Genomic DNA, 12,636 nt, shown 5'->3' with positions numbered 1-12,636 from the left:
GCCTTTTTTTGTCGCTCAGGTCAGCGGCCAATCTTGCAAAACGCGGTAGCGCCCCTTGTGCGATTCAAACAGGGCAAAGCGCTCGGCACGCAGGCAGAACTCCGGCGGTGTGGCGGCTTCCGGCTCGGGTGCGCGGTAATCACGGGCCAGCGTCAGATGCGGGCGAAACGCGTGTGACGGCGCCTCAAAACCAAACGGCAACATGGCCTGCTCAAGCGCATAGACCAGACGTAATAACGCCTGCGGTGCCTGCTCGGGCGCCAACGACAACACCCCGGCGCGGTGCCAGACCTGCAAGCGATCCAGCGAAATCCGCACGGCCTCTCCCGGCGTGCGTACCTTACTGGCGGCTTCGCAGACTTCGCCGATCTGCGCCAATGGCACCGCACCGAGAAACAATAACGTCAGGTGAAAATTGTCGGCGGGCACGGGTTTGCCGGCTCTCAAGCCCAACTCCGCGCGCCATTGAGCCATCGCCTTGCGCTGCGCCACTGGGCAGTCCAGGGCAAAGAACAGCCGCTTGGAGGGCAGATCCCCGTGTTTTTCATCCGTCATGGCCTGGCTCCTTAGAGGGTCGTGATAGCCGATTCTACCTGCCCCTTTCTGACGACTCGCCGCACACGTCTATAGTTCAAGGATTGCCATCAACCGGAGGTCGCCATGCGCGAGATCCTCAGCAAAGAACCGTGGTGGGCCAGACCACCCAACCCCGGGCAGGATGAAAACGAACTGGAATGGGGCTGGCTGGTGCATTACCGCGAGGGCGATCCGCGATTCGAGTTTGTCCGAGAGCGGCCAACGGATGAGCAGATTCGTCATCGCAAAGGCTGTCGGATTACGCCATCGGCAGAGTGAAATACAAAACCTGTGGGAACGGGCTTGCGTGAGTTTCAAGGTTCGATGAGGTATTTGAACCCGGCGAAGATCATTCGCTGCCCATCGAACGGCATCGGGTTGACGTCCGGTTGCATGCGTGGGTCGTCCATCATTTTCGCCATGCCCGCATCGCGGGTGGCCTTGTCCGGCCAGATCAGCCAGCCCGACGCCACGGTTTCACCTTCCTTGAGTTTCACCGCCATCGGGAAAGAGGTGAGCTTGCCGTCTGGCACGTCATCGCCCCAACATTCGGCCACGCTCAGGGCGCCGTACTCCTTGAACAGTTCGGCCGCGATCTCAGCGTGTTTTTTGTATTGTTCACGATGGGCAGTCGGGACCGGGGCAACAAAAATATCGATGTAAGACATGATCATTCTCCTTGTACGGTGGGTTCGTTCTGCTCAATGGTCGATTGCGGCGGCTGCCATTCGACACGATTCACGCCCAACCCGACCGGCGGTTGCTCTACCCCGCCTAGATGGCGCTCGATCTGCCCAGCGATGTGCAGTGCACCGGCCATCACACCCGTATTCGGGTTCTGCACCAGTTTCAGCCAGGCTTTATCGAATGTATTGCCCAAGCTGCTACGGATCAGCGCTTCGCTGTCGGGACGGTCATTGGCCTGAATGATCGCGCGGATGCCCGCCACGCCTACCGAAATCATCGCGCCGGCCAGTTTGCCCGCCGCTGCCGCCACGGCACTGGCGGCGCCGCGTGGTGCCATCTCCGCTTCGATGCGTTGGCTGGCGCGTTTGGCGACGGGCGCCATACCGGCATCAGTCGAAGCGATGCCCTGGGCACCACCATCGGTGTGAATCTTGTCGATCAACGCAGCGTAAGCGGGCAGTGTGTTCAAAGGCTGCGTGCTGACAATTTGATAGAGCGACGCGTCCCGAGCGGTTGGCGGCCCGAGCGCTATCGCCGGAGTTTTCTGCAGATGTCCATTAAGTTGCGCGACCGGCACACCGTGACGCAGAGCGATGAGCGGCATCTGCCGGGCCATCAGTTGCGCATAGAACGCCGTGGCCTGGCCAAGGATCGCGTCCGGATCGATCTCCACGGCCACCGGCGCCAACACCTTTTCCTGATATTGCTCAAGCAGATACGCCGCCAGACGCTTGGCCGACGCGTCCTCCTCGCCACCAGCGCTGATCGTGTACCAACTGACCTTCATCGACAGCCATTCCTGGGTCCAGTAACTGCTGAACCACGGGATGAAATTTTCTTCAGTTTGCTGATAGACGCGAGTGCGCCAATGTTCCATCGAGCCACGGGCGAACAGCTTGACCTGCTCGGTGGACTGTTGCGAGGCGTTGACGATTTCGCGGTCGATTTGCTGCCAGGTTGCAGGTGAAACCACCACCGCTGGCGCCGTCACCGGGGCCCGCGCCGAAGAGGCGCAGCCAGCCAGCAAAAACAGTGCGGCGACGAACAGCGCGCGCGGTTTCACGGTGATGGTCTCCTAGAGTAAGGAGCAGCAAATTTGAGTATAGGTGCAGGAGATGGGCCGTTTGTCTGGTATTGGGTCAAATACAGCTCCCACAAGGGGTCTGCGCCAACCATCAATACCGTCGATATCCAACATCGCGACGATTGCGTTCCGCCCGCCGCACATCAAAGGCACGATTGCGCCATCCGAACCACAACGAGGCGTTCACATCATGATTCACACCATCACGCTCTCCGTAAGTTTCCCGGTGTTCGGCAGCAACTACTACGAGCAGCACGTTGTGCAACGCAAGGCGCAGGCGTTGGTGTTCAACGACGATTTCGACGATTTGCTGATGCCCGCCGCGACCCATCATTTCAGCAATGAAGTGGTCGGCATCAACGATCAGTTTCGCTTTCTGAGCGACATTCTCGCCACCCATTTGCTGGATCTCGAGGCCTCGACGCCTGCGCGATCCCGCGTCCAGGCGAGCGCTCATTTTTTATAACGCCTGAAGGCAAACCCCGTGGGAGCGGGGCTTGCTCGCGAAAGCGGTGGATCATTCAACCTCTCGTTGATTGAAACGTCCCTTCGCCAGCATGCCCGTTCCCACAATGAATCTGAAGATTCATGAGCCATGCGCATAACTCTATAGCGCAAATCCGCAAAAACCTTTTCCTCTCTCCGGCGGTCATTCCTGAAACGAGACTGGCAAACATGCCGGCGCGCCCCTATGGGCCTTTTGTGACCCTGCTGCCCTGATGAGAGTAAAGGAATCGAACCATGCCGATTTCCCGACGTAAATTTCTGATCCTCGGCGCCGTGACCGCGACGGCGTTTGCGATGCCCCCCTTTATCAGCCTCAAGGCCTATGCGGCCAACCTGGAGCAATCGGCCATGAGCAAAATAACCTTAAACGTCAATGGCAAACCTCAGACCCTTGAGGTCGACAATCGCACCACCCTGCTCGATGCCTTACGCGAAAACCTGCAGATGACCGGCAGCAAAAAAGGCTGCGACCATGGCCAGTGCGGCGCCTGCACGGTGATCGCTGATGGCCGTCGAATCAACGCCTGTCTGACCCTGGCGGTGATGCAAGAAGGCAGCGACATCACCACCATTGAAGGCCTCGGCATGCCGGACAATCTGCATCCGATGCAAGCTGCGTTCATCAAACACGACGGCTATCAGTGCGGCTATTGCACACCGGGGCAGATCTGTTCGGCGGTGGCGGTGCTCAAGGAGATCCGCGACGGCATTCCCAGCCACGTCAGCGCCAGCCTGACCGAGCCACCGCAAATGATCGCCGCAGAATTTCAGGAACGCATGAGCGGCAACATCTGCCGCTGCGGCGCCTACTCGAACATCATCGAAGCCATCACTGAAGTCGCAGAGGTACCGGCATGAGAGCGTTCAATTACAGCCGCGCCGACTCCCCCGCCACAGCCGCAGCGCAAGCCGCGCAAGTCGAAGGCGCACAGTTCATCGCTGGCGGCACCAACCTGCTGGATTTGATGAAACTTGACATCGAAACCCCGCTGCACCTGATTGATATCAATCACCTGGGGCTGGATCAGATCGAAGCCACGCCCGAGGGCGGTTTGCGTATCGGCGCACTGGTGCGCAACAGCGATCTGGCGGCCGACAACCGCGTCAGAAAGGACTACGCCCTGCTCTCCCGCGCCTTGCTTGCCGGGGCATCGGGACAGTTGCGCAACATGGCGACCACGGCTGGCAACCTGCTGCAACGCACCCGTTGCCCCTACTTCTACGACACGAATCAAGCCTGTAACAAACGCAACCCCGGCAGCGGTTGCGCGGCGATTGGCGGGGTCAGTCGGCAACTGGGGATCATCGGCGTCAGCGATGCCTGCATCGCCACCCACCCAAGCGACATGGCGATTGCGATGCGCGCCCTCGATGCACAGATTGAAACGGTCAAACCCGATGGCAGCACCCGTCGCATCGCCATGGCGGACTTTCATCAGTTGCCGGGGCACACGCCGCACATCGAAACCAGCCTGACCGCTGGCGAGTTCATCACCGCAGTGACTTTGCCGGCGCCGGTGGGCGGCACCCACATTTATCACAAGGTGCGTGATCGCTCGTCCTACGCGTTTGCCCTGGTGTCCGTCGGTTTGATTCTGCAAAAGGACGGTAGCGGCCGCGTCGCCGTTGGCGGTATCGCGCCAAAACCGTGGCGGGTGGAAGCGGCTGAAGCCCTGTTGCCCCAAGGCGCAAAAGCCGTCAGCGCGCGCCTGCTCGATGGCGCCACGCCGACCCACGACAACGCATTCAAACTGACCTTGGTAGAGCGCACACTCGGCTCGGTGTTGGCGCAAGCGAGGGATCAAGCATGAAATTCGACACGCCCGCCACCACCAACCCGATCGACCAAATGAAGGTCATCGGCAAACCCACCGACCGTATCGAAGGCAAACTGAAAACCTGCGGCCAGGCGCCTTACGCCTACGAGCAACATGAAGCGGTGGCCAATCAGGCTTATGGATTTATGGTCGGTGCGGCCATCGCCAAGGGCCGAATCAACCACATTGATCTGGATGAGGCGAACGCAGCGCCAGGGGTTTTGGCGATCGTCACCGCGGCCAACGCTGGCAAACTCGGCAAAGGCAAATTCAACTCGGCGCACTTGCTGGCCGGCCCTCAGGTTCAGCACTATCACCAGGCCGTGGCGCTGGTGGTGGCCGAAACCTTTGAACAGGCACGGGCCGCCGCGCAATTGGTCAAAGTCGATTACGTCGCGACCAAAGGCGAGTTCGATCTGGCCAGCGTGCGCGACCAAGGCGTCGAAGCGAAGGACGAATTGCCGGACGTCACCCACGGCGATTTCGCCAAGGCTTTCGCTGCCGCGCCGGTGCAGTTCGATCAGACTTACACCACCCCCGATCAGTCCCACGCGATGATGGAACCCCACGCGACATTGGCCGCATGGAAAGGCGATCAACTGACCCTGTGGACCTCCAACCAGATGATCGCCTGGAGCGTCGGCGACGTTGCCGAAACCCTCGGTCTGCCGAAGGAGAACGTCCGTTTGATCTCGCCATACATTGGCGGTGGCTTCGGGGGCAAACTGTTTATCCGCGCCGACGTAATCCTCGCGGCCCTCGGTGCGCGCATGGCCAACCGCCCGGTGAAATTCTCCATCGCCCGCCCGCAGGTCGCCAACAACACCACCCACCGCCCCGCCACCCTCCAGCGCATTCGCATGGGCGCGACAGCGGACGGCAAACTCACGGCCATCGCCCACGAAGGCTGGTCTGGCAATCTGGAGGACGGCAAGGTGGAAGTCGCGGCGCAACCGAGCCAATTGCTCTACGCCGCCGAAAACCGTCTGGTCACCATGCGCCTGGCGCCGCTGGACCTGCCCGAAGGCAACTCCATGCGCGCACCTGGCGAAACCCCGGGGCTGATGGCGCTGGAAATCGCCATGGACGAAATGGCTGAGCAGCTCAAACTCGATCCGGTTCAGTTCCGCATCCTTAACGACACGCAAGTCGACCCGGTGAACACCCAACGGCCCTTCTCCCAACGTCATTTGATTGAATGCCTGCAAACTGGCGCCGAAAAATTCGGCTGGAACAAGCGCAATACGCAACCCGGTACGCGCCGCGAGGGCCGCTGGCTGATCGGCATGGGCGTCGCTGCGGCCATCCGCAACAACCTGCTGTTGAAATCCGGCGCGCGGGTGCGACTCGAGCGCGACGGCAAGGTCACGGTGGAAACCGACATGACCGACATCGGCACCGGCAGTTACACGATCATTGCCCAGACCGCCGCTGAAATGATGGGCGTTGGACTCGAGGACGTGACCGTACGGCTGGGCGACTCGAGTTACCCGGTGTCTGCCGGATCAGGCGGCCAGTTCGGTGCCAACTGCTCGACGGCCGGGGTGTATGCCGCGTGCATGAAACTGCGCGAAGCGGTGGCAGGCAAGTTGGGCATGGCTGCCGACAAGGCTGAGTTTAGCGACGGTCTGGTGCGCGTCGGCGACCAGCAGGTTGCGCTGCGCAACGCCGCACAGGATGGTGCGCTGCAGGCTGAAGACAGCATCGAGTTTGCTGACCTCGCCGAGCAATATCAGCAGTCGACGTTTGGAGCGCACTTCGTTGAGGTCGCGGTGGATGCCGCTACGGGAGAGGTTCGTGTTCGGCGCATGCTGGCGGTGTGTTCGGCCGGACGGATTCTCAACCCAAAAGCGGCGCGCAGTCAGGTCATCGGCGCGATGACCATGGGCGTGGGCGCAGCGTTGATGGAAGAGTTGGCGGTGGACACGCGACTGGGGTTTTTCGTCAACCATGATCTGGCCGGATATGAAGTGCCGGTGCATGCCGACATCCCGCATCAGGAGGTCATTTTCCTTGAAGAAACCGATCCGGTTTCATCGCCGATGAAGGCCAAAGGTGTCGGTGAATTGGGGATTTGCGGTGTGAGCGCGGCGGTGGCGAATGCGATCTACAACGCCACCGGTGCCAGGGTGCGTGAATATCCGATTACGCTGGACAAGATTCTTTCGTCATTGCCGGAAATGATCTGAAGACCCCCTCGACCCAGGCCTCTCACTCAGGGAGAGGCCTGGGTCGAGGGCCATGGGTTCACTCGCTGCGCGGATACTGCGCCTCACCGACCTGCTCCATCCACTGGACAACTGTTGCATCCTGCATTTCAGCAATGGCGATATGCGTCATCGCCGTGGTGGGTGCGGCGCCATGCCAGTGCTTGGCGCCGGGCGCGATCCACACGGTATCGACAGGGCGAATCTGCCGCACCGGCTGCCCCCACTCCTGCACAAACCCCGCTCCGGCCGTGACGATCAACGTCTGCCCCAGCGGATGGGTGTGCCACGCCGTGCGCGCACCCGGCTCAAACGTCACGGTAGCGCCACTGACCCGCGCCCGATCAGTGCCCTTGAACGGCGCATCGATCCGCACGGTTCCGGTGAACCAATCCGCCGGCCCCTGGGCCGACGGTTGTGAGCCGTTGGGCGTAACGGTGACTCGTGGGGTTTCGTTGGCTTGGGCGTCGGCGGCCAGCAAGGAAAGGGTCAACGCAGAAGCGGCAATCGGGTTCATGGCGGTCTCTCCAGCAAGTGATGTCTGAACTTTACCGGCGCCGACTCTTCAGATAATCAACTAGAGTTCGAAATAACTTATGCAGGAAACTCATTAATGCTTCGCGAAAACGCCAGTGACCTGCTCGCCTTCCTCGCCGTGGCGCGCGCGCGCAGCTTCACCAAAGCCGCCGCCAAACTTGGCATCTCGCAGTCCGCGCTCAGCCACACCATCCGCGCCCTCGAAGCGCGCCTTGGTCTGCGCCTGCTGACGCGCACCACTCGCAGCGTCTCCCCCACCGAGGCCGGCGAGCACCTGCTGCAAACCATCGGCCCGCGCTTCGAAGAGATCGAACTGGAACTCGCCGCCCTGAGCAACCTGCGTGAAACCCCGGCGGGCAAGATTCGCATCAGCGCCACCGATCATTCGCTGGACTGGCTGCTGCGCCCGGTACTCAAGGCGTTCCTGCCGAAATACCCCGACATCGCCGTCGAAGTCTGCTGCGATTACGGCTTCGTTGACATCGCCGGGCAAGGGTTCGATGCCGGCGTGCGCTTGGGCGAAGACGTCGCCCAAGGCATGATCGCCACGCGCATCGGCCCGGACATGCGCATGGTGGTCGTCGGCTCACCGGCCTACTTCGCCAGCCGTCCACCGCCACAAACGCCACGTGACCTGACCGACCACGCCTGCAACAACCTGCGCCTGCCCACCAATGGCGGGCTGTACACCTGGGAGTTTGAAAAGGACGGCGAAAGCCTCAAGGTGCGGGTGTCCGGGCAGATCACGCTGAATGGTGTCTACCCGTTACTCGACGCGGCACTGGACGGTTTTGGCCTGAGTTACATCCCGCAGAACCTCGTCACGGCGCATCTGGCAGAGGGTCGGCTGGTGCAAGTTCTGCAAGACTGGTGCCCGCGTTTCGCCGGTTATCACCTCTACTACCCGAGTCGGCGCCAGGCGGCACCGGCGTTTGCGTTGTTGCTGGAGGCGTTGCGCTTTCGCGGTTGAATGGGCCTAACCGACCCACGCAATCAACTGATGCCGTTGCGCATCAGTCAACATCGGGCCGAAACCGGCCTTGACGTTATCGGCCATATAACGCGGATTACCGGTACCCGGGATGACGCAAGTCACCGCCGGGTGAGCCAGCAAAAACTTCAGCGCCAGTTGCGGCCAACTGTTGACCTGCACATCCGAGACCCACGCCGGGAGTGGTTTACCTTTGAGCCGGGCGAGCAAACCACCGCCGCCGAATGGCCGATTACAGATCACCGCCACCCCGCGTTCGCGGCACAGTGGCAGGATGCGTTGTTCCACGCCCCGGTCGTCGAGAGCGTAGTTGATCTGGAGGAAATCCAACGGCTCAGCCTTGAGTACAGCCTCCACTTCGTCATAGGCCGACGCCGTGTAGTGGGTGATCCCGATGTAGCGAATGCGCCCCTGCGCCTTCCATTCACGCAGTGTGGGCAGGTGGGTTTGCCAGTCGAGCAGGTTGTGGATCTGCATCAGGTCGATTTGCTCGGTGCGCAGCAGACTGAACGACTGTTCCATCTGCGCGAGACCCTCCTCGCGGCCTCGCGTCCACACCTTTGTGGCCAGAAACGCCGGCGAGCGCGGTTCGTGGATCGACAGCAATTCGCCGGTGGTCTCTTCGGCGCGGCCATACATGGGTGAGCTATCGACCACCGTACCGCCCTTGGCGAACAATTCATCGAGCACCGCCGGCAGTTGCTTGTAGGCCAGATCGCCCGGCGCAACATCAAAACCGCGATAGGTGCCCAGTCCCACCATCGGCAGGGGTTCCGAGCTTGAAGGGATGACACGGGTCTGCATGGCTTGGCCTCCGGTAGCGGCGCACGATGGGACAGCGGCCAGCGCACGTTCAAAGGTGAAGACCGCCGAAACCCCGGCAGCCAGCGTGAGCAATCGGCGACGGGAGTAACCCTCAGTGTGGCTCATGCTGCCTCCCCCGCTGCGTGAGTCTGTTGCATGTTGTGTTGGAGGGCTGCCGGGGCGAACCGCTGGACTACACTGCGACAGCAAACCCTCACACCCCGTTAAAAGTAGCCGAATGTCCCGAACCCTGATGTCACTCGTCGCATTGATCGTCGCCGTTTACGTGGTGCTGTGCGCCGCGCTGTTCTTTTTCCAGCGCTCGCTGATCTATTTTCCGCAGCCCGCTGCCATCGAGATCGCCGATTCGCGTTTGAAACTGTCGATGCCGGACGCCGACATCTGGGTCGCTACGCGCGAGCGCGTCGGGCCTCGGGCGCTGATCTATTTCGGCGGCAATGCCGAGGATGTATCGCGCAATCTGCCGGCGTTTGCCGAAGCGTTTCCCGATTACGCGCTGTTTTTCCTGCACTATCGGGGCTTTGGTGGTAGCGGCGGTTCGCCATCCGAAGAAGCGATTGCCGAAGATGCGCTGGCGTTGTTCGATCAGGTATCTGCCCGCCATCCGCAGATTGCCGTGGTCGGGCGCAGTCTGGGGTCGGGCGTCGCCGTGCGCCTGGCCAGTGAGCGTCCGGCGGCGCAGTTGATCCTGGTGACGCCGTACAACAGCCTCGAAGAAATTGCGGCGCGGCAATACCCGTGGGTGCCGGTGAAGTGGTTGCTCAAGGATCGTTTCGAGTCGGGCAAGTACGCTGCGCATATTCGTGTGCCGACGTTGCTGCTGGCGGCGAGTGATGACGAGGTAATTCCCCGGGCCAGCACCGAGCGCTTGCTGGGGTATTTCCCCAAGGGCGTGGCCGTGCTCAAAGTGGTGCCGGATTCGGGGCATAACTCGATTTCCGAGCGCAGGCAGTATCTGGAGTGGATGGGGGATGTGTTAAATCGGTGAGGATGGTGGGCCTGGGATTTGTGTTACCGGGACTGGCCCCTTCGCGAGCAAGCCTAGCGCGCAGCGATGCAGGGGTTTACTGGACGATGCTGTTTGGCGCGCCTTGACTGGCAGCAAAAAGCCCCAGTTTCAACAATTCCTTGCGCAGCATTGAAGGCACTACAACAGCCACTCCAGCCTCCCAATCGAGAGCCAACAACCTATTCAATTTTTGTTGGCTAACGGTGGATGGCGCCAGAAAACAGCTTTTCCTGTCGCGGATACCGATGACATTCAGCACCCCGTCCTCGCCCTGCTCTGCCATCCAGCATTTGATCGTCGAGCGATGTTTTTGCAGCAAGGCATCGGCATCCCACACCGTCATTTGCGCGAAGTTATGTGGCAAATGGCTGTCGGGCTTCATCCGTTTCAAATCGGCTGCCAACGCAGCGGCGAGGTCGGCTTCGATGCCGGCCTGGCATTCAAGGAAATACTGTTCGGCCCAGTCAGCACAAAGCTTGGCTCTTGGCGCAAGTTCGGCATACGCCCCGATATCTGCCGCCGTAGTCGTCTGCCCGGTGAAATTGAGCGTGTTATCCAGAATCGCCGTAGCCAATAACGCGGCGCTTTGCTCGCTGATCTGCGACAACAAACCTGCCGCCTGCCAACGCTGAAAAACCTGCGTCGCCGCCGCGCCAATCGGTCGGATATCGGCGCCAGTGCCAAGCTTCTGCGCCCAGTAATGTTCATAACCCGGATGATGGTCGATCACTTCCACCACCTGATCGAGCACCACTATTGGGTCGACATGGTGATAGTCGGACACGTCGACCAGGACGAATTCGTCGTTCGGCTTCGCGGGGTAAACGTGCAGACCGGGGCCCCAACCGAGCACGGTTTTCGACACGCTGGCGTTGGGTTGTGTGCTGCTGACGGCACGAGCGGGAATGCCTTGCAGGTTCAACAGTTCTGCGTAGGCGATACAGCAGGCATAGGCATCGATATCCAGATAGGCCGCGCCCGAGGTGATGATTTTCATGGGCGGCAACATCGCATGGATTGATGACATTTGGGTGACAGCAAAAAGATCGCAGCCTGCGGCAGGCTGCGATCTTTTGATCTTCAAGCCGCCCGCGGCCCTTGCGCCACCATCGCCGAAGCCGCGAGCATCGCCCGCAACAACACCGCACAGCCCGCCGCCAGATCATCCGGTGCAGCGTTTTCGATTTCGTTGTGGCTGATGCCGCCTTCGCACGGCACGAAGATCATCCCGGCAGGCCCCAACTCGGCAAGGAAGATCGCGTCGTGGCCGGCGCCGCTGACGATGTCCATGTGCGACAGCCCCAAACCTTTCGCCGCGCCGCGTACGGCTTCGACACAGCCCTTTTCGAAGTACAGCGGCGGGAAGTCGGCCGTTGGGGTCAGCTCATAAGTGAGGCCGTGTTCTTCGCATGTGGCGTCGATGACGTGCTTCACTTCGGCGATCATCGAGTCCAGCCGTGCTGGTTCCAGATGACGGAAATCGAGGGTCATGCGCACCTCGCCCGGGATGACATTGCGCGAACCGGGATAGGCTTGCAGGCATCCGACCGTGCCGCAGGCATGAGGTTGGTGGCCGAGGGCGGCGCGGTTGACGGCGCCGACGATCACCGAGGCGCCGACCAGTGCATCTTTGCGCAGGTGCATGGGCGTCGGGCCGGCGTGGGCTTCAACGCCACGCAGCTTGAGGTCAAACCACTTTTGCCCCAACGCGCCGAGCACCACGCCGATGGTTTTCTGTTCGTCTTCAAGGATCGGGCCTTGTTCGATGTGCGCCTCGAAATAGGCGCCGACCTTGTGCCCGCTGACCTTGCGCGGGCCAGCATAGCCGATGGTATTGAGCGCCTCGCCGACGGTGATGCCATCGGCATCGACTTTGGCCAGGGTTTCTTCGAGGGTGAATTTTTCTGCAAACACGCCAGACCCCATCATGCACGGAGCGAAACGCGAGCCTTCTTCGTTGGTCCACACCACCACTTCCAGCGGCGCTTCGGTTTCAACGCCGAGGTCATTGAGGGTGCGCAGCACTTCGACGCCGGCGAGTACACCAAAGCAACCATCGAACTTGCCGCCGGTGGGTTGGGTGTCGATGTGGCTGCCGGTCATCACCGGTGGCAGATCAGGATTGCGGCCCGGGCGGCGGGCGAAGATGTTGCCGACGGCATCGACGGTGACGCTGCATCCGGCGTCCTGGCACCACTGCACAAACAGATCGCGGGCCTGGCGATCAAGGTCGGTAAGGGCCAGGCGACAGACGCCGCCCTTGACCGTGGCGCCGAGTTTGGCCAGTTCCATGAGCGACGCCCACAGGCGGTCGCGGTTGATGTGCTGATGGTTCGATTGCAGAACGTCTACAGCTGCGTTCATGGGGATCTCCTCAGGCTGCTTTCTTATGAGTT

14 protein-coding genes are annotated in these 12,636 nt (G+C 61.1%); 7 read left to right on the top strand and 7 right to left on the bottom strand.

From position 1 onward, the window contains the following. Window positions 1-15: 15 nt before the first annotated feature. The gene (thpR, locus tag ACIOU6_RS15945; protein WP_221732698.1) at window positions 16-555 is read right to left on the bottom strand and encodes an RNA 2',3'-cyclic phosphodiesterase; all 540 of its coding nucleotides are present in this window, start codon (window positions 553-555) and stop codon (window positions 16-18) included. A 105-nt stretch (window positions 556-660) separates the two neighbouring features. On the opposite strand from thpR, the gene ACIOU6_RS15940 reads away from it, so the two are divergent. Continuing rightward, a complete protein-coding gene (locus ACIOU6_RS15940) occupies window positions 661-855 on the top strand; it encodes a hypothetical protein (RefSeq protein ID WP_221732699.1) in 195 nt (64 codons plus the stop codon). A gap of 35 nt (window positions 856-890) precedes the next feature. Here the strand turns inward: ACIOU6_RS15940 and ACIOU6_RS15935 are convergent, their stop codons facing one another. Both ACIOU6_RS15935 and ACIOU6_RS15930 read right to left on the bottom strand, forming a co-directional pair. Beyond that, window positions 891-1,244: a DUF1428 domain-containing protein gene (locus ACIOU6_RS15935; protein WP_221732700.1), complete on the bottom strand. Its 354-nt coding sequence runs from the start codon at window positions 1,242-1,244 to the stop codon at window positions 891-893. Window positions 1,245-1,246: 2 nt separating this feature from the next. After that, complete coding sequence (locus ACIOU6_RS15930) at window positions 1,247-2,326, bottom strand: hypothetical protein (RefSeq protein ID WP_221732701.1); 1,080 nt, start codon at window positions 2,324-2,326, stop codon at window positions 1,247-1,249. 211 nt (window positions 2,327-2,537) lie between these two features. On the opposite strand from ACIOU6_RS15930, the gene ACIOU6_RS15925 reads away from it, so the two are divergent. From ACIOU6_RS15925 to paoC, 4 genes are all read left to right on the top strand, one after another. Then, a complete protein-coding gene (locus ACIOU6_RS15925) occupies window positions 2,538-2,813 on the top strand; it encodes a hypothetical protein (RefSeq protein WP_339432736.1) in 276 nt (91 codons plus the stop codon). 275 nt (window positions 2,814-3,088) lie between these two features. After that, complete coding sequence (gene paoA, locus ACIOU6_RS15920; RefSeq protein WP_401137747.1) at window positions 3,089-3,712, top strand: aldehyde dehydrogenase iron-sulfur subunit PaoA; 624 nt, start codon at window positions 3,089-3,091, stop codon at window positions 3,710-3,712. Further along, window positions 3,709-4,665 (top strand): FAD binding domain-containing protein, encoded by a 957-nt coding sequence (locus tag ACIOU6_RS15915; RefSeq protein WP_401137745.1) that lies wholly within the window; start codon window positions 3,709-3,711, stop codon window positions 4,663-4,665. Before paoA ends, ACIOU6_RS15915 begins: the two co-directional genes overlap by 4 nt. Then, window positions 4,662-6,860, top strand: a complete 2,199-nt coding sequence (gene paoC, locus ACIOU6_RS15910; protein ID WP_401137742.1) for an aldehyde oxidoreductase molybdenum-binding subunit PaoC — start codon at window positions 4,662-4,664, stop codon at window positions 6,858-6,860. The genes ACIOU6_RS15915 and paoC overlap by 4 nt, the downstream gene beginning before the upstream one ends. A 58-nt stretch (window positions 6,861-6,918) precedes the next feature. On the opposite strand, the gene ACIOU6_RS15905 is transcribed toward paoC, so the two are convergent. Then, entirely contained in the window at window positions 6,919-7,395 is a 477-nt protein-coding gene (locus ACIOU6_RS15905) for a cupin domain-containing protein (RefSeq protein WP_401137739.1), read from the bottom strand. A gap of 96 nt (window positions 7,396-7,491) precedes the next feature. On the opposite strand from ACIOU6_RS15905, the gene ACIOU6_RS15900 reads away from it, so the two are divergent. Next, complete coding sequence (locus ACIOU6_RS15900; protein WP_221732706.1) at window positions 7,492-8,385, top strand: LysR family transcriptional regulator; 894 nt, start codon at window positions 7,492-7,494, stop codon at window positions 8,383-8,385. Between the two features lie 6 nt (window positions 8,386-8,391). Here the strand turns inward: ACIOU6_RS15900 and ACIOU6_RS15895 are convergent, their stop codons facing one another. Next, window positions 8,392-9,336, bottom strand: coding sequence for an aldo/keto reductase (locus tag ACIOU6_RS15895; protein WP_401137736.1), 945 nt, complete (start codon window positions 9,334-9,336; stop codon window positions 8,392-8,394). 112 nt (window positions 9,337-9,448) lie between these two features. Between ACIOU6_RS15895 and ACIOU6_RS15890 the strand changes: the two genes are divergently transcribed. Continuing rightward, window positions 9,449-10,219, top strand: coding sequence for an alpha/beta hydrolase (locus ACIOU6_RS15890; RefSeq protein WP_401137733.1), 771 nt, complete (start codon window positions 9,449-9,451; stop codon window positions 10,217-10,219). A gap of 76 nt (window positions 10,220-10,295) precedes the next feature. Here the strand turns inward: ACIOU6_RS15890 and ACIOU6_RS15885 are convergent, their stop codons facing one another. Together ACIOU6_RS15885 and ACIOU6_RS15880 are read right to left on the bottom strand one after the other, a co-directional pair. Continuing rightward, the gene (locus ACIOU6_RS15885) at window positions 10,296-11,237 is read right to left on the bottom strand and encodes a bifunctional oligoribonuclease/PAP phosphatase NrnA (RefSeq protein WP_401137730.1); all 942 of its coding nucleotides are present in this window, start codon (window positions 11,235-11,237) and stop codon (window positions 10,296-10,298) included. Between the two features lie 83 nt (window positions 11,238-11,320). Next, window positions 11,321-12,604, bottom strand: coding sequence for a Zn-dependent hydrolase (locus ACIOU6_RS15880; RefSeq protein ID WP_401137727.1), 1,284 nt, complete (start codon window positions 12,602-12,604; stop codon window positions 11,321-11,323). Window positions 12,605-12,636: the final 32 nt, after the last annotated feature.

This window comes from Pseudomonas sp. NPDC087615 (genome assembly GCF_044743445.1).
GTDB lineage: Bacteria > Pseudomonadota > Gammaproteobacteria > Pseudomonadales > Pseudomonadaceae > Aquipseudomonas > Aquipseudomonas baetica_A.
Note: the sequence above shows the minus strand (reverse complement) of the source record. Positions and strands in the feature narration are given on the sequence as shown.